25 protein-coding genes and 1 pseudogene are annotated in these 23597 nt (G+C 70.2%); 15 read left to right on the top strand and 11 right to left on the bottom strand.

What is annotated here, in order from left to right; all coding sequences use genetic code 11:
* The first annotated feature begins 149 nt into the window (after window positions 1–149).
* A complete protein-coding gene (locus ACGFSB_RS28630; RefSeq protein ID WP_393405126.1) occupies window positions 150–767 on the top strand; it encodes a TOPRIM nucleotidyl transferase/hydrolase domain-containing protein in 618 nt (205 codons plus the stop codon).
* Here the strand turns inward: ACGFSB_RS28630 and ACGFSB_RS28625 are convergent.
* Both ACGFSB_RS28625 and ACGFSB_RS28620 read right to left on the bottom strand, forming a co-directional pair.
* Complete coding sequence (locus ACGFSB_RS28625; RefSeq protein ID WP_393405432.1) at window positions 689–1105, bottom strand: EamA family transporter; 417 nt, start codon at window positions 1103–1105, stop codon at window positions 689–691. The two genes, ACGFSB_RS28630 and ACGFSB_RS28625, sit on opposite strands and share 79 nt — an antisense overlap.
* Window positions 1106–1651 (bottom strand): annotated as a pseudogene (locus tag ACGFSB_RS28620) (carboxylesterase family protein); the annotation flags it as partial.
* Window positions 1652–1782: 131 nt separating this feature from the next.
* Here ACGFSB_RS28620 and ACGFSB_RS28615 point away from each other — a divergent pair.
* The 3 genes from ACGFSB_RS28615 to ACGFSB_RS28605 all read left to right on the top strand — a co-directional run bounded on the left by ACGFSB_RS28615 (window position 1783) and on the right by ACGFSB_RS28605 (window position 4391).
* Entirely contained in the window at window positions 1783–2967 is a 1185-nt protein-coding gene (locus ACGFSB_RS28615; RefSeq protein ID WP_393405124.1) for a MalY/PatB family protein, read from the top strand.
* Window positions 2968–3058: 91 nt separating this feature from the next.
* Window positions 3059–3610, top strand: coding sequence for a YciI family protein (locus tag ACGFSB_RS28610; RefSeq protein WP_393405430.1), 552 nt, complete (start codon window positions 3059–3061; stop codon window positions 3608–3610).
* 40 nt (window positions 3611–3650) lie between these two features.
* Window positions 3651–4391: a hypothetical protein gene (locus ACGFSB_RS28605; RefSeq protein WP_393405121.1), complete on the top strand. Its 741-nt coding sequence runs from the start codon at window positions 3651–3653 to the stop codon at window positions 4389–4391.
* A gap of 120 nt (window positions 4392–4511) precedes the next feature.
* Here ACGFSB_RS28605 and ACGFSB_RS28600 read toward each other — a convergent pair whose 3' ends face one another.
* Window positions 4512–6485 carry a collagenase gene (locus ACGFSB_RS28600; protein WP_393405119.1) on the bottom strand — a complete coding sequence of 658 codons (1974 nt, stop codon included), beginning with the start codon at window positions 6483–6485 and terminating at the stop codon, window positions 4512–4514.
* A 321-nt stretch (window positions 6486–6806) separates the two neighbouring features.
* The gene (locus ACGFSB_RS28595) at window positions 6807–7481 is read right to left on the bottom strand and encodes a GntR family transcriptional regulator (protein WP_393405117.1); all 675 of its coding nucleotides are present in this window, start codon (window positions 7479–7481) and stop codon (window positions 6807–6809) included.
* 229 nt (window positions 7482–7710) lie between these two features.
* Between ACGFSB_RS28595 and ACGFSB_RS28590 the strand changes: the two genes are divergently transcribed.
* Window positions 7711–8487 carry a hypothetical protein gene (locus tag ACGFSB_RS28590; protein WP_393405115.1) on the top strand — a complete coding sequence of 259 codons (777 nt, stop codon included), beginning with the start codon at window positions 7711–7713 and terminating at the stop codon, window positions 8485–8487.
* A 78-nt stretch (window positions 8488–8565) separates the two neighbouring features.
* Here ACGFSB_RS28590 and ACGFSB_RS28585 read toward each other — a convergent pair whose 3' ends face one another.
* Window positions 8566–9165, bottom strand: a complete 600-nt coding sequence (locus tag ACGFSB_RS28585) for a hypothetical protein (protein ID WP_393405113.1) — start codon at window positions 9163–9165, stop codon at window positions 8566–8568.
* Window positions 9166–9311: 146 nt separating this feature from the next.
* Between ACGFSB_RS28585 and ACGFSB_RS28580 the strand changes: the two genes are divergently transcribed.
* Window positions 9312–9719 carry a RidA family protein gene (locus ACGFSB_RS28580; RefSeq protein ID WP_393405111.1) on the top strand — a complete coding sequence of 136 codons (408 nt, stop codon included), beginning with the start codon at window positions 9312–9314 and terminating at the stop codon, window positions 9717–9719.
* Window positions 9720–9772: 53 nt separating this feature from the next.
* Here the strand turns inward: ACGFSB_RS28580 and ACGFSB_RS28575 are convergent, their stop codons facing one another.
* Window positions 9773–10255 carry a cupin domain-containing protein gene (locus ACGFSB_RS28575; RefSeq protein WP_393405109.1) on the bottom strand — a complete coding sequence of 161 codons (483 nt, stop codon included), beginning with the start codon at window positions 10253–10255 and terminating at the stop codon, window positions 9773–9775.
* 218 nt (window positions 10256–10473) lie between these two features.
* Here ACGFSB_RS28575 and ACGFSB_RS28570 point away from each other — a divergent pair, with 218 nt between their 5' ends.
* The 3 genes from ACGFSB_RS28570 to ACGFSB_RS28560 are packed head-to-tail and all read left to right on the top strand — an operon-like array spanning window position 10474 to window position 14139.
* Complete coding sequence (locus ACGFSB_RS28570) at window positions 10474–11010, top strand: 2Fe-2S iron-sulfur cluster-binding protein (protein ID WP_393405106.1); 537 nt, start codon at window positions 10474–10476, stop codon at window positions 11008–11010.
* Window positions 11007–12002: an FAD binding domain-containing protein gene (locus ACGFSB_RS28565; protein ID WP_393405104.1), complete on the top strand. Its 996-nt coding sequence runs from the start codon at window positions 11007–11009 to the stop codon at window positions 12000–12002. The genes ACGFSB_RS28570 and ACGFSB_RS28565 overlap by 4 nt, the downstream gene beginning before the upstream one ends.
* Before the next feature lie 49 nt (window positions 12003–12051).
* Window positions 12052–14139 carry a xanthine dehydrogenase family protein molybdopterin-binding subunit gene (locus tag ACGFSB_RS28560; RefSeq protein ID WP_393405101.1) on the top strand — a complete coding sequence of 696 codons (2088 nt, stop codon included), beginning with the start codon at window positions 12052–12054 and terminating at the stop codon, window positions 14137–14139.
* Window positions 14140–14185: 46 nt separating this feature from the next.
* On the opposite strand, the gene ACGFSB_RS28555 is transcribed toward ACGFSB_RS28560, so the two are convergent.
* Together ACGFSB_RS28555 and ACGFSB_RS28550 are read right to left on the bottom strand one after the other, a co-directional pair.
* On the bottom strand, window positions 14186–15208 hold the full coding sequence (locus ACGFSB_RS28555; protein ID WP_393405099.1) for a PHP domain-containing protein: 1023 nt from the start codon (window positions 15206–15208) through the stop codon (window positions 14186–14188).
* Window positions 15209–15318: 110 nt separating this feature from the next.
* Window positions 15319–15501, bottom strand: coding sequence for a hypothetical protein (locus ACGFSB_RS28550; RefSeq protein ID WP_393405097.1), 183 nt, complete (start codon window positions 15499–15501; stop codon window positions 15319–15321).
* Between the two features lie 184 nt (window positions 15502–15685).
* Here ACGFSB_RS28550 and ACGFSB_RS28545 point away from each other — a divergent pair, with 184 nt between their 5' ends.
* The 5 genes from ACGFSB_RS28545 to ACGFSB_RS28525 all read left to right on the top strand — a co-directional run bounded on the left by ACGFSB_RS28545 (window position 15686) and on the right by ACGFSB_RS28525 (window position 20299).
* Window positions 15686–16885 carry a PP2C family protein-serine/threonine phosphatase gene (locus ACGFSB_RS28545; protein ID WP_393405094.1) on the top strand — a complete coding sequence of 400 codons (1200 nt, stop codon included), beginning with the start codon at window positions 15686–15688 and terminating at the stop codon, window positions 16883–16885.
* 174 nt (window positions 16886–17059) lie between these two features.
* Entirely contained in the window at window positions 17060–17548 is a 489-nt protein-coding gene (locus tag ACGFSB_RS28540) for a DUF5709 domain-containing protein (protein ID WP_393405428.1), read from the top strand.
* 208 nt (window positions 17549–17756) lie between these two features.
* The gene (locus ACGFSB_RS28535) at window positions 17757–18320 is read left to right on the top strand and encodes an HPP family protein (RefSeq protein WP_393405089.1); all 564 of its coding nucleotides are present in this window, start codon (window positions 17757–17759) and stop codon (window positions 18318–18320) included.
* A 48-nt stretch (window positions 18321–18368) separates the two neighbouring features.
* A complete protein-coding gene (locus tag ACGFSB_RS28530; protein ID WP_393405086.1) occupies window positions 18369–18770 on the top strand; it encodes an aldo/keto reductase in 402 nt (133 codons plus the stop codon).
* A gap of 116 nt (window positions 18771–18886) precedes the next feature.
* Window positions 18887–20299, top strand: coding sequence for an NADP-dependent succinic semialdehyde dehydrogenase (locus ACGFSB_RS28525; RefSeq protein ID WP_393405083.1), 1413 nt, complete (start codon window positions 18887–18889; stop codon window positions 20297–20299).
* 7 nt (window positions 20300–20306) lie between these two features.
* Here the strand turns inward: ACGFSB_RS28525 and ACGFSB_RS28520 are convergent, their stop codons facing one another.
* Together ACGFSB_RS28520 and ACGFSB_RS28515 are read right to left on the bottom strand one after the other, a co-directional pair.
* Complete coding sequence (locus ACGFSB_RS28520; RefSeq protein WP_393405081.1) at window positions 20307–20729, bottom strand: hypothetical protein; 423 nt, start codon at window positions 20727–20729, stop codon at window positions 20307–20309.
* A gap of 137 nt (window positions 20730–20866) precedes the next feature.
* Window positions 20867–21868, bottom strand: a complete 1002-nt coding sequence (locus ACGFSB_RS28515) for a glycoside hydrolase family 16 protein (RefSeq protein WP_393405078.1) — start codon at window positions 21866–21868, stop codon at window positions 20867–20869.
* A gap of 125 nt (window positions 21869–21993) precedes the next feature.
* On the opposite strand from ACGFSB_RS28515, the gene ACGFSB_RS28510 reads away from it, so the two are divergent.
* A complete protein-coding gene (locus ACGFSB_RS28510; RefSeq protein ID WP_393405075.1) occupies window positions 21994–22809 on the top strand; it encodes an SAM-dependent methyltransferase in 816 nt (271 codons plus the stop codon).
* Between the two features lie 116 nt (window positions 22810–22925).
* Here ACGFSB_RS28510 and ACGFSB_RS28505 read toward each other — a convergent pair whose 3' ends face one another.
* The gene (locus ACGFSB_RS28505) at window positions 22926–23534 is read right to left on the bottom strand and encodes a hypothetical protein (RefSeq protein WP_393405072.1); all 609 of its coding nucleotides are present in this window, start codon (window positions 23532–23534) and stop codon (window positions 22926–22928) included.
* Window positions 23535–23597: the final 63 nt, after the last annotated feature.

Here is a 23597-nt window from a genome sequence, read left to right as displayed (position 1 = left end):
ATGGCTTCACATGCTCGAACCTGCGTCCGCTCACCCGCGCCTCCTGTCAGGGCGTCCGTGGTCGCCCCGATCCCTGGCCGGTCTGGACGGTCCGGCGCCGTCAGGGAAATTCCCTACCGTGCTGGCCGGAAAGGGCGGAGACTCGTCTGGTGTCCGACATGGGGTTGTTCCGGGAGGCGGTCACCGCGTGGGCGGCGGGTGGCCCCGGCGAGCCCGCGCAGGAGCTCGCCTCGCGGCTGAAGGTACGGACAGCCGTCCTGCTGGAAGGGCCGAGCGACGCCGCAGCCGTCAGTGCGCTGGCCGCGAGCCGCGGCCGGGACCTGGCGGCCGAAGGAGTCTGCGTCCTGTCGATGGGCGGTGCGATGAGCGTCGGGCGCTTCGCCCGCCTCCTCGGGCCACCCGGCCTCGGCCTCCGTCTCACGGGACTGTGCGACGAAGCGGAACGCAGCTACTACGCCCGCGGCTTGGAGCGGGCCAGTGCGGCAGAGCAAGAGTTCTTCGTCTGCGCGGCGGATCTGGAGGACGAGCTCATCCGCGCGCTCGGCGTGACACGGGTGGAGGAGCTCGTCCGGGCGGAGGGCGACGTACGCGCCTTGCAGACTTTCCTGCGCCAGCCCGCGCAGCGTGGCCGCACCGCACAGCAGCAGTTGCGGCGCTTCCTCGGCACGAAGAAGGGACGCAAGATCCACTACGGCCGCGTCCTCGTCGAGGCTCTCGATCCCGACCGCGTACCGACCCCGCTCGACGGCTTGCTCACCAGCCTGTGACCGCTCTGCGACGTCCCTCCGGTCAGTTCTTGCTTAGCCCGCGGCGGGTGGCTGCCCGTGTGGGCGGCGATCGCGCCGGCCGAAGCCGCTGTGATGAGGCCGATGGCCAGCCACTGAAGTGTGGAAAGGCGCTCCTGGAGGAGCAGGAGGCCTGCCATGCCGGCGGCGACGGGTTCCAGACTCTGCAGAACGCCCACCACACGGACCGGCAATCGGCGAAGCGCCGTCAGCTCCAGTGAATAGGGCAGCGCCGCGGACAACAGGGCCACCAGAAGCCCCACTGCCAGCGCATGCGGCTGCACGATCTTGTCACCGCTCTGTGCGAGGCCGAAGGGCAGTACCAGGTCCAGCAGGCCCCGGTTGGGCGGAGCCCCCTCGAGCTGCCCGAACCCCTCAAGACCCACACGGTAGTTGAACGTCACCACGACGACTCCACGGCCGCCCTCACGTGCCCGGCGTCCGCCGTCGTACTCGGGAAGACCTGACATGCCGATCGTGTAGGCGCCGCCCTGGATCCACACCATCACCGGCAGCCCCGCGTCCGGGCCCGGATCGGGCGTCCAGTCGTTGACCGTCAGCCAGTCATCGCCCACCGCCTCCCGCGACAACGCGTCCATGCCGAAGTGGCCGCCCTGAGGCGGTGGTGGTCCGTACGACACCGCCGCCCGCACCCCGTCCCATCCCCGCACCGGCCGCGGCGCCGCGAAGCGCAGCGGGCCGACCGGCGGCTCGGCGAACGGGATGCCACGGAAAACCGCCACACCCGCCTCCCGGCTGCCGCGCAACACCCCGGCGGCCGTGCGGACTTCGGGAGAGGGCCAGGACGGCTCGGACGACTCGGGCGGGTCGGGCGGGTCGGACCGCTCAGGCGGGACGTGGGTCATCACAGCTCCCTTTCTGGGCAGGTGGGCCACCATCACAGCGATCACAGAGGCTCGCGCGCACCCGGACACCACGGATCGTCCCGCCGCATCCAGATGCGCGCCAATCATTTATCGGCCCCTAGTTTTGACCTATGGAAAATGTGTCGCGTGACCTCGTCGTGCCGGACGGTGCGAATCCCCTGCGTCGGCTCTCGCTGGAGCAGTTGCGGCGTCGTACGAGCATGAAGTGGCGGACCTATCCGCAGGATGTGCTGCCGCTGTGGGTGGCCGAGATGGATGTCCCGCTGGCCGAGCCGGTCGCCGAGGCGATCACCGATGCCGTGGCGCTGGGTGACACCGGCTACCCCGCCGGGACGGCCTACGCGGAGGCGCTGGCGGAGTTCGCAGGCAAGCGGTGGGGCTGGGACGGGCTTCTCGTCGAGCACACGGCGATCGTGCCCGACGTGATGCTCGGCATCGTCGAGATGCTCAAGCTGGTCTCCGCACCCGGCGACCCCGTCATCGTCAACTGTCCCGTGTACCCGCCCTTCTACCAGTTCGTAGGGAACATGGACCGGCCCGTCGTCGAGGCGCCGCTCGGGCCGGATCTGCGGATCGACTTCGCCGTCCTTGAGGGCACGTTCCGGCGTGCCGCACAGGGTACGAACCAGCCGGTGTATCTGCTGTGCAGCCCCCACAATCCGACCGGGACCGTGCACACCGCGGCCGAGCTGACGCGGGTCGCGCGGCTGGCGCGGGAGTACGGGGTGCGCGTCGTGGTGGACGAGATCCACGCCCCGGTCGTGGCGGCGGGCGCGTCCTTCGTCCCCTTCCTGAGCGTGCCCGGAGCGGAGAACGGGCTGTCCCTGATGTCGGCGTCGAAGGCGTGGAACCTGGCCGGGCTCAAGGCCGCACTCGCCGTCGCGGGGCCCGAAGCCGCCGACGACCTCGGCCGCATCCCGGAAGAGGTCAGCCACGGCCCGAGCCATCTCGGTGTCATCGCCCACACCGCGGCCCTGCGGGACGGCGGCGACTGGCTCGACGCACTGCTGTCCGGCCTCGACGACAACCGCAGGCTCCTTGCCGAGCGGCTGTCCGAGCATCTGCCCGCCATCGGTTACGCGCCAGCGCAGGGCACCTTCCTGGCCTGGCTGGACTGCCGGGAAGTGGGCCTCGGCGGCGACCCGGCCGAGGTCTTCCTGCGGCGCGGCCGCGTCGCCCTGAGCGCCGGGAGCGCCTTTGGAACGGGTGGCGAGGGCTTCGTCCGTCTCAACCTGGCCGCCTCGCCGGAAGTGATCACCGAGGCGGTCCGGCGGATGGCCTCGGCCGTCGACTGACCGAGGGCACGGTCGGGAGTATCAGCCGCCGAACCGATAGCAGAGGCAGTAACACCCGGTGCCACGGCGGCTGATGGTGGAGAGTGTGGGCATGGAGTTCTTCTGCTACCACCGCGATCGAACCGACTCCCTGGCGCTGCGCGACGAACTGCTCGAGGAGCACTGGTCGTACATGGACGGCTATGAAAAGGAGCTCATCGCCCGCGGCCCCACCCTCGCCAGCAGCGACAGAGAAATACCCACCGGCAGCGTGCACATCGTCGACGTGCCCGGTCCCGCCGCCGCCCGCGCCTTCGCCTTCGACGAGCCCGGATACCAGGCCGGTATGTACCGGGACGTGCTGCTGCGCCGGTGGCGCAACCTCCTCGGGCGCACCATGTGGGACTTCCCCGGTGGCCCGACCGAGGGCGACCGGTACTTCGTGCTCGGTCTCGGCACGGGGCCGGGCGCCGACCTCGCCGTACCGGCCGATCAGGACCAACTGATCGCATATGGGCCGCTGTTGTCCGACGACGGCGCCACCTGGCTCGGTACGGCGGCGCTGCTCCGGGCGCCCGACCCGGACACGGCCCGCGCCGTCCTCACCTCGAGTCTGTATGCCGACATCGAGGTCCACAACTGGCAGTTCGGCGGGCGGGACTGATTCGTCCGATCGCAGGTCGCAGGTCGGTTATGGTGCGCGAATGTCAAACGCGCGTTCGTACGGCGGCTATCGGACCGGCGGCCTCTGGGTCGCGGCCGGGATCTCGTCGGGCGCCGTGATGGTCGGCTCGGCGCTGGCTCTGTTCGGGATGCTCGAATTCGACGAGCGGTGTATGCAGGGTCTTGTGCAGGGGCAGGGCCGACTGCTGAGGGTGCGGAATCAGGCCTTCCCCCCGGCCACCGTCTGCGAGTTCGAGCACGAAGAGGTCTCCTCCCTCGGAGGGTGGGGCGTGATCGGCGTGCTGCTCTGGGTCAGCCTGCTGGTCCTGGTCGTCTGCCTGTTCGCGGCACTGATCGCGGAGTGGTTCGAGCCGCGGCTCGGCAGCAGCGACCTGGTGGTGCCGATGACCAGGACCGAGAAGTTCCGCCGCACGGGAGTGGCTTTCTTCGTGACTGGCTCCGTGTTCCTCATGTTCTACGCGCTGGCCGGCTGGAGGCTGTTCGCAGGGCCGTCGTCGGTCTGCTCCACGGGAGCGGACTGGGGAACCAATGCGCCAAGAACGCTGGAGTACAGCTTCCTTCCACCGCAGGCGACCTGTCAGTACACCAGCGGCATGACGGAGCGGATGAACCCCGGCTGGATGGTCTCGCTGGCCATGGAGCTGGCCGTGCCCGCGCTGATAGCCGGAGTCGGCTTCGGCCTCGCGTGGCGGCGTCGGCATGTGGAGCAGCGGGAGACGCGGGAGACGCGTCAGGATGCCGGTCAGGCGCCTTCCACTTGAACCGGGGCAGTTGAGAAGCCTGGCGTCCCGCGCACGAACGATGTGCGGGGACACCAGGCTCGCCTCTCTCCTTACTCAGTTCTCTCCTGACTCAGTTCTTGCCGCTGACCGAGGCCCCGGTCACCGGCCGCTACGGGCGGGCAGTTGGCCGCAGTCGCCGCCGGCGCACTTGCTCAGCCAGTCAGCGAAGTCGGCGTCGTACTTGGTGCCGATGGTGTCGCGGAGCAGGCTCTGGGCCGCGTCGTACTCGCCTGCGCGGTAGTGGCCGAGCAGGGTGGCCATGTCATCGGGGTGCGACTGGAGCATGTAGCGGACGCCCAGATAGCCCCACTGGTAGGTACGAGTGGTGTCGGTGTTCTCGTAGGTGGTGCCGAAGAGCTGGCTGAGCTTGTAGGTGTTCTTGCCCGCCTCTTCGATCGCCCTGTCGTAGGTGACGCCGCGGTATGAGTAGGAGACGTACTCGGCGAAGCCCTCGATCCACATCACCGTCGGGGTGGTCTGCCCGGCGGCGAAGTCGCCGTACATGTCGAAGCGGCCGTCGAGGTAGTGGGTGTACTCGTGGTTGAGATTCCAGATCTGGAAGGCGCCGTCCTGGGCCGGCTGCTCGTAGGCGATGAAGCGCGGCTGGTTGCCCTGGGCGGCCGGGTCGCCCTCCAGGTACATGCCGCCGTTGTTGGTGTCGATTCCGAAGACGACACCGGCGTACGTCCTGTAATCCGTACTGGAGTTGAAGGCGACGATCTCGATGTTGGTGTTGTTGTCGTCCTTGACCGGGCCGTTGTCCTTGACGATCTTGTGGAAGAACGGGTCCTGCTTGAGGACGCTGTCACATGCGGTCGCGAGCTCGGACGCGGTCAGCTCCTGTGCGAGGATCTTCGCGCTCGGACCGCAGGTGTGCTTGACCGTCAGCACGGCGTCGCGTACGCGGTTCTGCAGGTCACAGGTGTCGTACTCGGCGCAGTTCGCCTTGTCGTACCCATCCGTCATCTCGGCGAGCCCCACCCAGAGCTGGGCAGTGCGTCCGGTGATCTCGCTGCGGCCGAGCAGTTCCTTGACCAGCGGCTTGACGGTGTCCTTGAGGTCGGCGTGCTGCAGAAAGCGGCCGAGTTCGCGTCCGGCGTTGCTCACCAGGTAGGACTTGTCGGTGCCGAGCAGATCGTCGTGGGCGACGGCGAAGTCGCGTAGTCCGGTGAGGACGCTCGGGTCGGCCTTCACGGCTTCCGTGAACTCCGGCAGCTGGTGGCCGCGGAACAGCACGGTATAGGTGTTGTTGACCGCGGCGACCATCCAGTAGAACTCGTCGTACGACGCGTCGTAGTCCTTCTGGAGACGCTTGACCACGTCGAGGTAGCGGGCGTTCTCCTCGGAGCTGTCGATCAGGATGACCGCCTCGGACAGAGTCTCCCCGTTGGCCTCGGTGACGTCGAAGGCGTGGGACGAGCCGAAGAACCCGTCCAGGGCGCCCTGAATGGCGCTCTTCAGTGTCGGCCCGTACTCGCCGACGTTCTCCGGCTGGTTGTACTGGACGTAGTAGCCGGCGCGCAGGTACAGCACTACCTGGGTCGCCGAAGTGCTGTTGTTCCCCGGGTAGTTGGCCGCGACATCCTTGAGCGCGTTCGCCACCGTGACCATCTGTTCCTCGCGGAAGAGGGCCTTGGAGTCCCCGCCGGTCACGCTGAACAGCGTGTTGATACAGGTGGTTTCCGACTGCTTGATCTGCTCGACCAGGGCAGCACCGGTCTTCGACGTGAAGTCGCTGACATCGCAGCCCGCCGCGGCCTTCGCCTCGGCACGGGCCTGCTTGCGCTGTGCGGCGTTCTGGGTCGCGGGGAACGGGGCGCGTCGCGCGGAGTTCGAAGCCTTCGTGGCCGATCTCGCGGGGTCGGCCGCGTGGCCGGGGGCCAGGTCGTCGGCAAGCACCGTGGCGGAGGCGGGCAGCGGAGCGGGGGCCGACCTCGGTGCGGGCTTGGGCGCCCCAGGGCCGACCGGTGCCGCCCCGCTGTCGGGAGCGAGCATCGTGAGCCCCAGGCCGGCGGCGGCCACGGTAGGTATCAGCAGTTTGGCGAACTTTCTGAAGGTGGGGGGTCTATGCATAGCGATGGCCTCCAGGCCAGTCGTCAGCCGTGCCGCGAGGCACGGGGTCGAGGGTGCGGACCGTGCAGGCAACGGGAGTTGAGCGCTCCCGGAGCTGTCATGTCCGCCGAAAGTGTGGCTGTACAATTTCACAGTTCACATGGCAGTGAGAAGAGGGTTGCCGGGGGCAGCAGAAATTGATGTGCCGTCAGAAGGGCGTTCTGGTGGGCTACTTGAGGCTCTCGGAACGGAAATCCGTGATCCGTTCGCTGAGATCGCCAGGGGGCGGGAAAGGTAGACGGAACCCGTCCGAGTGCATCCTGCCGCCGAGTTGGCCTGGCCCTAGGAGGCGCTGCCGCTGCTGGCCCACAGGGAGCGGACATGGCCCAGGTGCTCGGCCATGCACTTCTCCGCCGCCTTCGCCTCGCCCGCGAGCATCAGGTCGAGCAGCTCCAGGTGCTCCTCGGCCGAGGGGATCAGCTCGCCGCGCTCGTCCAGAGTGGAGAGCCCGTACAGGCGGGAGCGCTTGCGCAGGTCGCTGACGGTCTCGACCAAGCGGTCGTTGCCGCAGAGCCCGAGCAGCGAGAGATGGAACTGCCGGTCGGCGTCCAGGTAACCGATCAGGTCGTGGTCCCGCGCCGCCCGGACGATTTCCTCGGCAACCGGGCGCAGCGCCTCGAGCTCCTCGCGCGAGGCGCTGCGGGTGATCCGGCCGATCATGGGGACCTCGATCAGCGCGCGGATCTCCGTGTACTGGTCGAGGTCGCGTTCATTGACCTCGGTGACACGGAAGCCCTTGTTGCGGACCGGCTCCACCAGCCCTTCGCGGGCCAGATCGAGCATCGCCTCGCGCACGGGCGTCGCCGAGATGCCGAAGTCCTCGGCGAGCGTGGGCGCCGAATACACCGCGCCCGGACGCAACTCGCCGGAGATCAGGGCGGCTCGCAGGGCGTGGGCCACCTGATCGCGCAGCCGCTCCCGAGTGGCGTTGAGGTCGCGGCGCTCCAGGTGCCCCATGCGGTGGCGGTCCCTTCGATCTTGGCGAGGATCACCGTACAATGTCACGTTTTCCCTGCTGGCGACAGGGCGTGGGTCCGGTCAAGAGTCCAAGCCAAGACCTGTGTTTGTCCATGTCGTCACGGGCCGCAGATGAGTACAAGTGCCCTGAGGGAAGCGTCCGATGGCTCCTCTCCTCTCCTCCTCGGCTCCCCCACAGACTCGACACCCCCACTGAGAGGAACTGCCCATGTCAGCTCTCACTCCCCGTCGATGTGCCGTTGCCGGCGCGGCGGCCGCACTGCTCCTGCTCTCACCCCCATCCGCCTCTGCTTCCGCCTCTGCTTCCGCCTCTGTCGGAGGGGGCAACGTCTCGGTCGGCTGGTCGATGGACGGCACCCCGTCGGAGGGGCTGACCAACATCACCTTCCCCATCACGGTGAACTCCGCGACGGCCCACCAGAGCGGGATCTACTTCGCCCAGCAGTACGACTTCGCAGGCGGCATGGGCTACACCGGCCTGCAGCCAAGAGCGAACAGCGGCGGCAACGAGCGGCTCTCCGCCCGCTTCTCGACCTTCACCGCGGGCGCGACCACCTCCGACCCGAACTGCCACGCGGGAGCCGACGGCGGCCCCGGCGTGACCTGCGCGGTGGACTTCGACGCCGTGTACGGCCACCGCTACGACATCAAGGTCGCACGGACCGGAACCGACACCTGGTCCGGAACGGCGAGGGACACGGTCACCGGTGCCTCCACCCACCTGGGGACGTACACCCTGCCGGCAGGCAGCGGCAATCTGCAGGGCTCACAGGGAGGCTTCGTGGAGTACTACGCGGGGATTCCGAGCTGCGCCGAAATGCCCAGGTCCGACGCTGTCTTCGGCGGCCCCACCTCCACCGACGCGGGCGGCCTGAGCGGCACGTCCCGGGCCAACTACGAGTACAGCGACTGCGTCGGCGAGTCCAACTACCGGGCCCAGGACGACGGAACGGGGACGCACATCACTCGCGGCTTCATCTCGTAGGAGGTCTCCAGGCATCTCCGGGCAGGCGGCCTCCAGACGGACCGGGGGTCGCCTCGCCGTCGCGCACCACCGCCCGTCTCAGGCCAGGAACGCGCGGGCGAACCCCGTCAGGTTCTGCGGACAGGCCCATACGTCCCTGCCGAGACGGCCCCCGTACCAGGACTGCCGCCAGTCGTCGTCGGCGTACCCGTCCGGATCGGCGAACTCCGCTGCCAGGGCCGCCTCGTGCTCCGCATCCCGCTCCGGATGGGCCAGCAGTTCCAGAACCGCGGGAAACCCCTCCAGCTCGCCACCCTCCGGGACGTCGTCGCAAGGATGCGCCGGATGACCGCACGGGGAGCCGCCCAAAGACCGCTCGGCCCCGGCCATCACCGCCCTGACCCGGGTCTCCGACTCCCCATGGGGCGAGCCGTAGATGACGTAACCCCCGATGTAGTACAGCCCGAGCGTCCACAGAGCCCGCTCCGAGGCGTCCGCCCCGGCACTTGCCTCGAGGTGCCGCGCGCATTCGAGCACCGCATGTCGGGCGCTGCCCAGGTAGTAGCCCTGGTGGAGACTCTCCCAGTCGCCCGCCAGCACATCCCACGCGCCGGGCGTGGTCGGCGCCTCCATCGGGACCGACCGCTCCTCCTCGTACTCCAGGTCCTCCGGAGACCGCTCACCCGCTCCACCGCTCATGACTCCGAGCATGACACGCCCCTGAGCCCGTGAACTGCTGGGTCACCATCCGGTTACCCAGTCACCGGAAAGTGCGTTCTTCCACGTCAGCGGGTGCTCTCTTACGGTTCTTCAGTAACCGCAAGAGAGCAACGAGAGGGCGCAGCATGGCCATCACTCTGGTGAACCCCGACGGACTGCCGCAGATCGACGCCTATCGGCAGGTGTCGATCGCGTCGGGTTCGAGGCTGGTCTTCATCGCCGGGCAGGTCGCCTGGGATGCCGACGGGGTCACGGTCGGCGAAGGAGACCTCGCCGCTCAGGTCGAGCAGTGCTACCTCAACATCGCGACCGCCCTGGCCGGGGTCGGCGGTTCCTTCGACGACGTGGCGAAGCTGACGGTCTACGTCGTCGACTGGACCCCGGACAAGATGCCCCTGTTCATGGACGGCGTCACCCGGGCGGCCGCGAAGCTGGGGACCACGCCGGTAGCGCCCGGCACGCTGCTCGGCGTCGCGGCACTGGACGTACCCGACCATCTGGTCGAGGTCGAGGCCACCGCGGTCATCGACTGAACAGACGACAGGCGACAGACGACGGGCGACAAGCAACAGCCGACGGGCGCCCTTCACCCCAGCTCAGTTCCGCAGCGCGCGCAGTAGCAGGCATCGCGTTCAGCGGCGAGGCGACCGCACTCGGGACAGACGCGGTCGAGCAGGCAGGCAGGCTCACCGGCGTCCGAGCCGAGAGCTGGACCGATGCCGAGGGGCGGGCGGCGGCGGTGAGCCGTCGTGTAGACGAGCCCTTCCTCCCCCGCGTGCAGGGAGCGGGTGGTGCCCGCGGGGAGCCAGGCGAGGGCGCCGGGCGTGAGCTGCCACGTCGCGTCCGGGGTGCGGAGTTCACCGGAGCCGCTCAGCACGGTGAGCAAGACGCCGAGGACGGTCTCCGTGTGTTCACCGATGGCCGCGTCCGGAGCCAGCCTGACGACATTGGCGTCCAGATCCCTCGTATGGCCGCTCAGTGACCACACGACACTGATCTGCCCTCGCCCGACGTCGGCGGTCTGCTCCGGGCCGACGAAGACCAGAGCGGCGGGGGCAGGCGTACTCATGGGAGCTCCAGTCTGCGGTGCGGGCGGGCCCGGAGAGGGCACAGAGAGGATATAGAGAGTGAGGAGACAAGAACTTTAGTGCCCCGGGAGCCCCTCCGTCCGCGCGCAGGCGCACTGCCTCTGAGTCCGTGCTCCTGGCGTGCCGGAACGCGTGTCCTGACTCAGGCTGGACACGCGGTCACCTCACCGGCCACGCCTCGACGAGGGAGCGGAGCACCATGGGAGCCGACGTGTTCCACTCTGAAGTGCGCCTGGCAGTGAACGGCGAGCCCCGCCGCCTCGCCGTCGACCACCGCTCGACGCTCCTGGACGTCCTGCGTGAGCAGATCGGCCTGACCGGTGCCAAGAAGGGCTGTGACCACGGCCAGTGCGGTGCCTGCACCGTCCTCGTCGACGGGCGCCGCGCGAACAGTTGTCTGCTGCTTGCCGTCGCCCATGACGGGTCCGAGATCACCACCGTCGAAGGGCTGCGCGGCACAGGTGGCGGTGAGGGCCTGCATCCCCTTCAGCAGGCCTTCCTGGAGCGCGACGGCTTCCAGTGCGGCTACTGCACTCCGGGGCAGCTCTGTTCGGCGGTCGGCGCCATCGAGGAGGCCGCGGCCGGCAACGCCTCGCACGTGACCGATCCGGCCGCGGCCACGGGCGCACCCGTGGAGCTGACCAGGGACGAGATCCGCGAGCGGCTCAGCGGCAACCTCTGTCGCTGCGGCGCCTATCCGCACATCGTCGAGGCCGTCGAGGACGTGACCCGGTGAAGTCCTTCATGTACGTACGCGCCCACAGCGTCGACGAGGCGACCGCGGCCCACGCGGGCCGCCCGAGCTCCCGCTATCTGGGCGGCGGTACCAACCTCGTCGACCTGATGAAGCTGGGCGTGGAACAGCCCAGGACGCTGATCGATGTCAGCAGGCTGCCGCTCGACTCGGTGGAGGAACTCGCCGACCGGTCCGTCCGCGCCGGTGCGACGGTCCGCAACAGCGACCTCGCCGCACACCCGCTGGTACGCGACCGCTACCCCGTGCTCGCCCAGGCGCTGCTCTCGGGGGCTTCGGGCCAGCTGCGCAACATGGCCACGACGGGCGGCAATCTGCTCCAGCGCACCCGCTGCCCCTACTTCCAGGACCTGAGCAAGCCGTGCAACAAGCGTGCGCCCGGCACCGGCTGCGGAGCACGCGACGGCGTCCACCGCGACCACGCGGTCCTGGGGCACTCGCCGCAGTGCATCGCCACGCACCCCTCCGACATGGCGGTCGCCCTGGCCGCGATCGATGCCCGGGTGGAGCTGGAGGGTGCACGGGGCCGGCGCACGCTCCCTGTCACCGAGTTCCTGCGGCTGCCCGGCGACCGTCCGGACCTGGACACCGAGATCGTGCCCGGTGAGCTCATCACCGGTGTCGTGCTGCCGCCCACGACCGCCGGGCTGCCATCCGCCTACCGCAAGGCACGCGACCGTGCCTCGTACGCCTTCGCGCTCGCCTCCGTGGCCGTGGTCCTGGACGTCGAGGACTCCGTCGTACGCCAGGTGCGGATCGCGTTCGGTGGTCTGGCGCACCGGCCCTGGCGCGCCGAGCGTGCCGAGCGGGCGCTGCTAGGCGGCGCGCCGAGCGACGACGCTTTCCTGCGGGCCGTCGACACCGAGCTCTCCGCCGCCGAGCCGCTGCGGGAGAACGCGTTCAAGGTGCGTCTCGCCCGTAATCTCGCGTGCGACGTCCTGCGCCGCCTGGCCGATTCACCCTCCGCTTCCTGACCGAGACCCCGCCTCGACGACTCACACTCCGCCTCCAGGGAGACACCCCATGCCGGACACCGTCAGCGCTCTCGGGGCGCCCGCCGAGCGCAGGGAAGGCCCCGACAAGGTGACAGGGGCCGCACGCTACGCCGCCGAGCACACGCCCGAGGGGTGCGCCTACGCCGTGCCGGTGCCGGCCACGGTGGCGCGCGGCGACGTCACCGCCGTCGACGACGCGGCGGCCCTGGCGGTGCCCGGCGTCGTCAGCGTCCTCACCCACCTGAACGCACCGCACCTGGCCGAGCCGGACGACGCCACCCTCGCCGTGCTGCAGAACGCGCGTGTCCCGCACCGGGGGTGGTACGTGGCGCTCGTCGTCGCCGACAGCCTGGAGGCGGCGCGCGAGGGCGCAGCCGCCGTCCGGATCAGCTACGCCGAGGAACCGCACGACGTCACCCTGCGGGCCGATCATCCCGACGCCTATGTGCCGGAGGACTCGGACGGTACGTCGGGGGAGCACACGCGCGGTGACGCCGACGGGGCGTTCGACTCCTCGCCCGTCCGCGTCGATGCCGCCTACCGGGTGTCTCCCCTGCACAACCACCCCATGGAGCCGCACGCGGCCACCGCCCAGTGGCAGGACGGGCGCCTTACCGTGCACGACAGCAGCCAGGGTGCCTCCATCGTCCGGAAGGTCCTGGCAGGCCTGTTCGAGCTGCCCGACGACCAGGTCACGGTCATCTCCGAACACGTCGGCGGCGGCTTCGGTTCCAAGGGCACGCCACGACCGCACGTCGTACTCGCCTCCATGGCCGCCCGCGTGACCGGGAGGCCGGTCAAACTCGTCCTGCCGCGGCGCCAGTTGGCGGCCGTGGTGGGCCACCGCTCGCCGACCCTGCAACGGGTGCGGCTCGGGGCCGAGCCGGACGGCACGCTGACCTCCGTGATCCATGAGGTGACCGCGCACACCTCTCGGGTCAAGGAGTTCGTCGAGACGGCAGCCGCCGCGACGCGCGTCATGTACCCATCGCCGTACAGCCGCACCACCCACCACGTGGTGCCGCTCGACGTGCCGAGCCCGTCCTGGATGCGGGCACCGGGCGAGGCGCCCGGCATGTACGCGCTGGAGTCGGCGATGGACGAACTCGCCGTGGCCCTCGACATCGACCCCGTCGAACTCCGGCTGCGCAACGACACCCGGACGGAACCCGACAGCTCCAAGCCCTTCAGCAGCCGTCACCTCGCCGAGTGTCTGCGCGAGGGCGCCCGGCGCTTCGGCTGGTCAGAGCGCGATCCGCGCCCCCGCTCGCGCGCCGACGGGCCCTTCCTGGTGGGCAGCGGGGTCGCAGCGGCGACGTACCCGGTGATCGCCGCGACGTCCCGGGCGAGTGCCCATGCCTACCCGGACGGCAGCTTCGTGGTCCGGATCAACGCCACCGACATCGGCACGGGTGCCCGCACCGTGCTCGCCCAGATCGCCGCAGACGCGCTGGGCGTCCCGCTGGACACCGTACGCACCGACATCGGCAACAGCGACCTGCCCGCCGCCTCACTCGCGGGTGGTTCCTCCGGGACCGGTTCCTGGGGGTGGGCCGTCCACGAGGCCTGTACGCAGCTGGCCGGCCGTCTGTCCGGGCGGCAACTGCCTCCGGAGGGTGTCGGCGCCACCGCCGACACGGCGGGCACCGCCGACGCGGAAAGCGACTACGCCCGCCATTCTTTCGGCGCCCACTTCGCCGAGGTCGGCGTCGACACGGTGTCCGGCGAGGTCCGCGTACGCCGACTGCTCGGCGTCTACGCGGCGGGGCACATCCTCAACTCCCGTACCGCGCGCTCACAGTTCATCGGTGCGATGATCATGGGCCTTGGCATGGCGCTGACCGAGGGCAGCACCATGGACGCGGCTTTCGGTGACTTCGCGGAGGCTGACCTCGCCGCCTACCACGTTCCGGCGCACGCGGACGTACCCGCGATCGAGGCGCACTGGATCGACGAGGACGACCCGCATCTCAACCCGATGGGCAGCAAGGGGATCGGCGAGATCGGCATCGTCGGGACGGCCGCGGCCATCGGCAACGCGGTGCACCACGCGACGGGGATACGGCTGCGCGAACTGCCCATCACGCCGGACCGGGTGCTCGCGGGCGGCAATTGAACCGCCGGGGACAGGCCGGGAACAAACCGGGGGCAAGACGCCGCCCTCAGCCGGCGGCCCGCTTCTCCCCCGTCCAGGCAAGCAGCTTCTCCGCCGTCCAGGTCGTCACCACACGCTCGGCGGGAACCCCGCACTCCTCGGCCCGCGCGCACCCGATCACCTGCCAGTCAAGCTGGCCCGGCGCGTGTGCGTCGGTGTCCACGGAGAACAGGACTCCGGCGTCCACGGCCCGGCGCAGCAGCCGTCGCGGCGGGTCGAGCCGCTCCGGGCGGCTGTTGATCTCCACCGCCGTGCCCGCGGCAGCGCACGCGGCGAACACCGCGTCCGCGTCGAACCGCGACTCGGGCCTGCCACGCCCGGTGACGAGCCTGCCTGTGCAGTGACCGAGCACATCGGCCCGGGGGTCACTGACGGCGGCGACCAGGCGCCGTGTCATCGCGGCAGCGTCCATACGCAGCTTCGAGTGCACGGAGACGACCACCACGTCGAGCTGGTCGAGCAGGTCGGGCTCCTGGTCGAGCGACCCGTCATCGAGGATGTCGCACTCGATGCCCGTGAGCAGCCGGAAGGGCGCCCAGCGTTCGTTGAGGTCGGCCAGCACGGCCAGCTGCGCGCGCAGCCGCTCCGGCGACAGGCCGCGTGCGATGGTCAGCCGTGGCGAGTGGTCGGTGAGCACGGCCCACTCATGGCCGAGCGCCTTGGCCGCCCGGCCCATCTCCTCGATCGGGCTGCCGCCGTCGGACCAGTCGGAGTGCAGGTGGCAGTCGCCTCGCAGCAGCGCCCGCAGCCGGGTGCCGCCGACGGTGAGCGGGACGTCCGCCTCACCCTCGAGCCGCTCCAGGTACTCCGGCACGTCGCCTGCCAGTGCCTCACGGACCACACCTGCGGTCTTGGGCCCGATTCCCTTGAGCGACTCGAGGGACCCGTCGGCGGTGCGCCGCGCGGTCTCGCCGTCGGCAAGACCTCCGACCACCGCGGCCGCGGTGCGGAAGGCCCGCACGCGGTAGGTCGGGGCTCGGCCGCGCTCCAGCAGAAAAGCGATCCGTTCCAGGGCCTCCACGGGCTCCATCAGCACCTCCGGCCGCCGGTGACCGCGACGGCGTACGTGTGCTTCCAGCGTCGCCCATGTCGGGCCGCGGAGCATGTGAGGGGCCGGAGCCTCCCCCGCCCCGGGGAGGCCTACGCCGCGGGTTCGGCGGACGGGGCGTCCGGCACGACCGTGATCGGCCCCCTGAAGTCCAGCACGGCCTCGGCTCTCTGCTGGGTCTCCTCGGCGGCGCGGCGGGCTGTCGCGAGGACATCACCGTGCTCCTGGACGAGGGTGTCGTAGATCGGCGCCTCAGCGGCGTCATTGGCTGGCATGACCAGCGGCTCCTTGTTCGGGTGGCTATGTGGTCCGGTTAGGCCGCAGGCGGCCGGTCCGCGACCTTACGCTGCGCGTGCGGGCACCTGCGGACCGGGGTCGACCGGTGAGACGGGGCGCCCGCCCGCGGCCGGGCGGAATCCGGGGCCGGGTGTGAGACTGCTGGTGAGGCGGTGATCACAGATGCCGAGCCGGCCCAGGCAGCCAGGACCCGGAGAGCAACTGTTCGAGCAACTGCTCGCGGCGGCTCACGCGGCGGCGCCGATGGAGCTTCCCGAGGTGACGCAGTGGTTCGCCGACACCGTCGGGCTCGACCGGATCGACGTGTACCTCGTGGACCTCCAGCAGCGGTGCCTGGTGCCGCTGGCCGATGGGCCGCCCGCTCTCGGTGTGGACACCTCCGTCGCAGGTTCGGCCTACCGGGCGCACGCCCTGCGCGTCGAGGAGCTGGCGCAGGGCAGGATCGTCGCCTGGCTGCCGCTGATCGACGGTGCCGAGCGACTCGGTGTCATCGGTGCGACAGCGGCGGTCGTGGACGCCGCGCTGCTGCGGCGCTGCCGCATGTTGGCCTCCGTCCTGGCCATGACGATCACCTCGAAGCGGGCGTCGAGCGACAGCTTCGCACGCCGGACACGGTCCGAGACCATGCGGCTTCCCGCCGAGATGCTGCGGGCCTTCCTGCCGCCCAGGACGATCGGCAACTCCCATGTCATCTCGACCGCCGTGCTCGAACCGGCGTACGCGCTCGCCGGAGACGCCTTTGATCACTCCCTGACCCCTTCGACCCTGCACGTGGCGATCCTGGACGCCATGGGCCACAACCTCGCGTCGGGTCTGACGACCGCCGTGGCCCTGGCCGGCTGCCGCAACGCCCGCCGGGCCGAGGCCGAACTGCCCGAGCTCGTCAGCACCGTCCAACATGCGCTGGCCCAGTGGCTGCCGGAGCAGTTCTGCACGGGGATCCTCGCCCAGCTCGACCTGGCCGAAGGGGTGCTGCGGTGGTGCAACTGCGGGCATCCGCCGCCGCTGTTGATCCGGGATCACCGCGTGCTCGACCGGGCGCTCGAGCGCCCGGCCCAGCCGCCCCTGGGCACGCCCGCCGTGCTGGCCGACGTGGTGTGGGAAGTCCACGAGGAGGCGCTCGAGCCGGGTGACCGGGTGCTGATGTACACCGACGGCGTCACCGAGCTCCGGATCGGGGGCGGCACCGAGTTCGGCCTCGGGCGGTTCACGGACAGCATCATCCGCGCGACCGCCGCGGGCGAACCGGCGCCGGAGGCACTGCGTCAGCTCATTCACGCGATCCTCGACCGGCAGGACAACCAACTGCGTGACGACGCCACGCTGTTGCTCCTGGAGTGGCAGCCGCCGGAAACGCCCTGACCTGCTGTCCCGGCCTGCCCCCTCCCCCTCCGCATGCCGGAATGTGTGTTCTGGATCAGGGTGGATACACGGCAGGACATCAGCATCAGTCACGCGCGAGGCGCGAGGCGCGAGGCGCGAGGCACGAGGCACGAGGCACGAAGGAGGACGAGCGCCGTGGGAGACGACGAGGCCATGGGCGACGAGGTCTACCAGCCTGATGCCGAGGAGATCCGCGAGGACGAGGGCATCCTCGACGCGGAGGACACGCTCAACGACCGCGGGGCGGATCCCTACGACGAGGGCTGGTCGCCTCCCGAGCGGCCCCTCGGCGTGGCCCACACCGGCACCACCGCTCGGGAGCAGCAGGACGGCGAGAGCCTGGCGGAACGCCTCTCCGAGGAGCGGCCCGACCCCGCGCTCGAAGTTCCCGGTCCTTCCGAGGACGACGACGGCATCGGGGACACGACCGACACGGACGGCGAGCCGATCGACGTGGCGGAGGTGGGAGACGCCCGCGCCGGGCGCCTGTTCACCCCGGACGACGGGGCCGGCGAGGACGCGGAGGACGACGCCGCGCAGGACATGATCGGCGAGGACATGGGCATCGACGGCGGTGCGGCCTCAGCCGAAGAAGCCGCGGTGCATCTCATTCCGGGGGACTCCAACGACCCCGCCGGGTGATCTCCGCCACCCTGTTCACCGGCCCTGACCTCGGACAACACAACAGGACTACGTAAGATTGCGGACGAGTACGCGGACGCCCCGAACCCAGGGCCGCCGACGCGGCCCGCACCCCCTGCCGACCGCACGGGTGGCCGTGGTGACTCCTGCCCCTCTGTCGCACCGCCGTCCGGGTCCCCCGTCGGCCCAGTCCCGGAACGTCTTTCTCTTGAGCACCGACGAAGCCATCGAGGCGCCGCCCGCGCCTGCCGGCCCAGCCCGCCCACGCCCCCGTGTCCGGCCCCGCCTCGCGGGCCGCGCCCCCGCCCCGCCGCCCACGGGCACCGCCGTGCACAACATCAGTGCCGTCACCGCCGTCCTCCTCGCCCTGGTCGCGGTCGGTTCCGTCGTCCACGAGCCGGTCCTGATACCGCCGCTCGCGGCGTCCGCCGCGATCGTGCACAGCGTCCCCCGGCTTCCGCTGGCCCAGCCGCGCAGTGTGATCGCCGGTCATCTGCTGTCCGCGGGGGTCGGCTACGCGGTCGCCGCCGTGCTGGGCAGCGCCCCCTGGGCCGCGGCCCTGGCCGCGGGGATCGCCCTGGCCGTGATGACCGTGGCCCGCACCCCGCACTCGCCGGCCTGTGCGACCGCCGTCGTCATCGTCCTCAACACCCCACCGCCCCTGACCTTCGGGCCGCTGCTCGCCGGCTCGGTCGTGGTGCTCGTCCTCGCGGGCTGGGCCGCCTCGTGCGCCCGCCCCAGCGCACCGCGCTATCCCGCGTACTGGTGGTGATCGTCTTTCGTAGGCGATGTTGTGCGGAACCTACAGAAGAAGACGCGGATGGGCGACGACCCCTCGCGTCGTTCCGAGCAGCTCGCCTCGCTCCGCAGGGGCCTCGACCTGGGCATGACGCTCATCGACACAGCCGAGATGTACGGCAGCGGTGCCTCGGAGGAGCTGGTCGGCGAGGCGATGCGCGGGCGCCGTGACGAGGTGTTCCTGGTCCTCGGCCATCAAGCGCTGGAGTCCGTGGCGTCGGCGCACGGAAGCACACCGCTTCAGGTGGCGCTCGCCTGGGTGCTGCGTCACGACGATGTCATCGCCATCCCCAAGGCCTCCACGGCGGCACACGTGGAGGAGAACCACGCGGCCCTCGGCATCGACCTCACCGACGAAGACCTCCAGGCTCTGGATGCCGCGTTCCCGGCGCCGGTGCGCAAGCAGCCGCTGGAAATTCTCTGAGGGGCGCCGCCCCGTGTGCCTCTCGGCACGTGCCTCCTCGCGGACGCGGCTCTAGGGTGGAAATCCAGGGCCCGCATCGCTGCGAGCCGGTTCCCGGGCCGTATCGGAGGCATCTCATGCCCATCGCCACGGTGAATCCCGCCACCGGTGAGACGCTCAAGACCTTCGAGTCGCTGGACCGCGCGGAGGTCGAGCAAAGGATCACGGTCGCCGACGAGGCGTTCCGTCAGTACCGCACCAGCGACTTCGCCGAACGTGCCCGGCTCCTGAACCGGGCGGCCGACCTGCTGGAGGAGGACGCCCCGGCCATCGCCCGGACCATGACGACGGAGATGGGCAAGCCCGTCAAGGCGGCAAGGGCCGAGGCGGCCAAGTGCGTCAAGGCCATGCGCTGGTACGCCGAGCGAGCAGCGGAACTGCTCGCTGACGAGCATCCCGCGCAGGCCGATGTGGCGGACTCCGGAGCGACGCGGGCGATCGTGCGCTACCGCCCGCTCGGCATCGTGCTCGCCGTGATGCCGTGGAACTTTCCGCTCTGGCAGGTTGTACGTTTCGCCGCTCCCGCCCTCATGGCGGGCAACGTAGGTCTGCTCAAGCACGCGTCGAACGTCCCGCAGACCGCCCTCTACCTTCAGGATCTCTTCCGCCGCGCCGGATTCCCCGAGGGCTGTTTCCAGACGCTGCTCGTCGGCTCGGACGCCGTCGAAGGAATCCTGCGCGACCGGCGGGTGGTGGCGGCGACCCTCACCGGCAGCGAGCCCGCCGGTCGCGCGGTGGCGTCCGTCGCGGGCGACGAGATCAAGAAGACCGTCCTGGAACTGGGCGGCAGCGACCCGTTCCTCGTCCTTCCGAGCGCCGACATCGACCGTGCCGCCGCGACCGCTGTGACCGCCCGGGTGCAGAACAACGGACAGTCCTGCATCGCCGCCAAACGCTTCATCGTGCACACCGACGTGCACGACGCCTTCCGTGACCGGTTCGTCGCCGGTATGCGGGAGTTGACCGTCGGTGACCCGGCGAGCGAGGACACCGACGTCGGCCCGCTCTCCACCGAGCAGGGCCGCAGCGATCTGGAGGAACTCGTCGACGACGCGATCGGCCGCGGTGCCACCGTGCTGTGCGGCGGCCGGCGTCCCAAGGAGCAGGACCGCGGCTGGTACTACTCCCCCACCGTGCTCGCTGACGTGACCGACCGGATGCGCATCCACCGGGAGGAGGCGTTCGGCCCGGTGGCCACGCTCTACCGCGTCGCGGACCTGGGCGAGGCCATCGCGCTGGCCAACGGCACGCCGTTCGGGCTCAGCTCGAATGTGTGGACGCATGACGACACCGAAGTAGCGCGCTGCGTACGGGACATCCAGGCGGGCGGCGTCTTCTTCAACGGCATGACCGCCTCCCATCCCGGTCTGCCCTTCGGCGGCATCAAGCGCTCGGGCTACGGGCGTGAGCTGTCCGCGCACGGCATCCGCGAGTTCTGCAACGCCACGACGGTCTGGTACGGCCCCTCCGACCCGGACTCCGGCGGCTGACGACCGCTCACTGCGGCGGAAGCGGCGGCTCTCCGTGCTCGGGGCCTGTCAGGCGGAGCTGTACCTGCACCTCCTGGTCACCGGAGACGGTGCCGGTGACCGAGGCACTGAAGGCCGATGCGAGCGTGTCCCGCAAGTGGCCGACCGCCACCGGGCCGCCTTGCAGGTCGGCGGTGACAGCGCCCGCGAGGAGCACGCCCGGGACGGGTCCCGTGCTGTGGTCGACGACGAAATCGTCGGTCCAGACGGCGGGCAGCGGCTGCTCCGTCCGGTGGGGCGCCGCGTCCCCGCGGTCGGAGGCGAAGTGGGTGCGCAGCACTCCGAAGACGGCGTCCGCGTCGGCCACGGAGCACTCGTCGAGGACCACTTGCACCAGGTCGCAGGATGCGGACGGTGCGGTCGGGGAAGCCGGGTCAGGTGTGCCGCTCACGTTGTGCTCCAGTGGGGGTCGTGGGCTGATGTCGTCACAGGCAGTAGCCGATTTCCACCATATTGGTACGGTTCGCCGAACTGTGCCCGCTGAAACATGCTGAAGCAGCGGCGTGGGCTACCCGGCTCCCTCCGGCCCTACTTCCAGCCGTACGCGTAGGCGGCGACCCAGGTGATCTCCAGCTGCGCGCTGCTGCCCGGCGCCGCTCCCGGGCCTTCGAGCGCGCTCTCGTTCTGCAGGACCCAGGACAGCGGGTGGTCCGGCACTCCCCTGGTGTCGTGTCCCGTCTCCCGGCCGTCCACGAAGAAGCGCACGTTTCCGGGGGTCCACTCGGTCGACACCGTGTGCCACTCGGTCCAGTCGTCGGCGCCGCGGAACGAGCCCTGTTCGCCGCCGCCGCAGGGATGGTGGAAGGCGGTGAGGGAGCCGTTCCAGTTGCCCTCCGGGTGGTCCATCTCGCAGCCCCCGCCGTAGTGCAGCCAGGCCGACTTATAGCCGGGGGCCGGTTCGGTCACCTTGATGCGGGCGCTGTACTTGCCGTACTTCATCTGCATGACGGCACGCGGCACGACCGCCGCGGCGTGGACGGGACCTCCGTCGTCCGGTCGCCACATCCGGATACGCATACGGCCGTCGCCGTTCTCCGCAGGGCCTACGCTCACGGTGTCCTCCGGGTGGTAGACACCGACGACGTCCCTGCCCCGGTCGTTGGACGTGTCGCGCCAACCGGTGGGATAGGCCCACCAGTTGTCGCGATAGGGGCCGTCGAGGCCTTCGCAGTACGCGGCGGAGGTGTCGGCGTGATGGTCGCAGCCGCTGAACGCGCCGAGCGGCACCCGGTCGCCATTGAAGTCCTCGGCGACGACCTGCCAGAACGGCCCGCAGTCGCCGCGCGGCAGCTCGACGCCCGTACTGCCGCAGGCGTCGGCCGAACACGGGGCACCCCCGGCGCTCGGGATGGAAAGCAGGGCGGCGAGCAGTGTGGTGCCGAGTGCCGCGAACACGACCGGCCTGCGCCGTCTCGCCGCCGCGTGTGAACCCATCGCGATGCCTCCCGCCGCGCCGCGTACGCCCCCACGGAATCCATCCACGGACGCACGTGAAGGGGCATCCTCGCCGAGGGCGCGACGTCCTGCCATACCCCGGACGTCCGTCCGAGCGACCCGAATCGCCGGAGCCTGAACTGGTGTACACGTCCGGATCGTTGGGACGTAGGTTGTGCCTTGCACAGTTCTCACGCCTGGTGGAAAGACGGACGGTACCCATGACCGACGACGCGAAGACGCCCGGACCGACAACGCATCAGACGATCGACACATCGGTGCCGCACTCGGCCCGGATCTGGAACTACTGGCTAGGCGGCAAGGACAACTACCCCGTCGACGAGGCAGCGGGCGACGCCTACAGCTCCGTTTTCCCCGGCATCGTCACCGTCGCCCGCAGCAGCCGCGCCTTCCTGCGCCGCAACATCACGTACCTGGTCACCGAGGCGGGCATCGGGCAGTTCCTGGACATCGGGACCGGCCTGCCGACCGTGGACAACACCCATGAGGTCGCCCAGCGGCTCGACCCCACGACCAGGATCGTCTACGTCGACCACGACCCGATGGTTCTCGCGCACGCCCGCGCCCTGCTCACCTCCACCCCCGAGGGAGCGACCGCCTACGTAGACGCCGACCTGTACGACCCCGACCGCATCCTGGCGGCCGCGGCCGAGACACTGGACCTGAGCCGCCCCACGGCCCTGATCCTCAGCAACATCCTGGGCCACATCGGCGACTACGACCGGGCACGCACGATCGTCACCCGGCTGATGGAGGGACTGCCGTCCGGCAGCTATCTCTCCATCAACGACGGCTCACGGGGCACCGACGCCGACTACGAACAGGCTCAGGACGCCTACAACGAAACCGGCGCCGTCCCCTACTTCCTGCGCCCCATCGACAAGATCACAGCGTTCTTCGACGGCCTGGAACTCCTGGACCCCGGGGTCGTCTCGGTCCCCTTCTGGCGCCCGGAGGCCGCCTCCCCCACCGCGGAACCCATCGGCGAACACGGCGGCCTCGCCCGCAAGCCATGACGCCCTGAGCCCGCTATCGGCGGCTGCACAGCGGACAGTTCGTGACCGCGCGGACGTGGAGCGCTATCCGCGCGGTCACTTGATCTCACGATCGAGAAAGTTAGCCTCACCTAACCTTAGCTGGAAATAGAGCTGTACAGCTTGTTGACGGCCGTGACGGTCGTGTCCTTGAAGTCGGCCACCTGCGCCTGGGCGAAGCCGCCCAGCTGCCCCCACTGGACGAGCGTCACCGTGCTGCCGTCCCTGCCGACCGAGAACAGGTTGATGTCGGAGGCTCCACCCGTGGACTCGGTGTGGACGCCGTAGACGTGGGCCCCCTCCTCGACGTTCAGCTTCCCGTAGTACTTCTGCGTCGCGGTGATGTCGGGGTTCTCCTTCATCACCGTCGCCGCACAGCCCGCGAGATCCTTGCGCAGCAACGCCGCGAAGTCCTTCGCACGCTGCTCGCTGCGCTCGACCACCGTCACCTGGAGGGCCCCGGTGTCGAGGTCCGTCCGATAGGTGCGGTACATGGAGATCGACGGCAGGGCCCCGCCCACACACATCGGCAGCGGGTCGGGCTGCCCGGCGGTCACCGGTCCTGCGGTCCAGTCCGACGACTGGTGCGGCGGCAGTTCGGCCGGGGCCAGGAACCGCGGCGTACCGGCGGCGGCTGCCGGGCCCGTACCCGCGACCACACCCGCCACGGCACCCGCGGCGGCCAGCACGCACAGCCCTCGGCTCATACGAACGCTCATTGTCGTCAACTCCCCGTATTCAAGGTCGATTTCCTGACTTCCTACGCCTCG

This window comes from Streptomyces sp. NPDC048441 (assembly GCF_043200235.1).
Lineage (GTDB): Bacteria > Actinomycetota > Actinomycetes > Streptomycetales > Streptomycetaceae > Streptomyces.
This window is presented reverse-complemented; position numbering and strand designations above follow the sequence as displayed.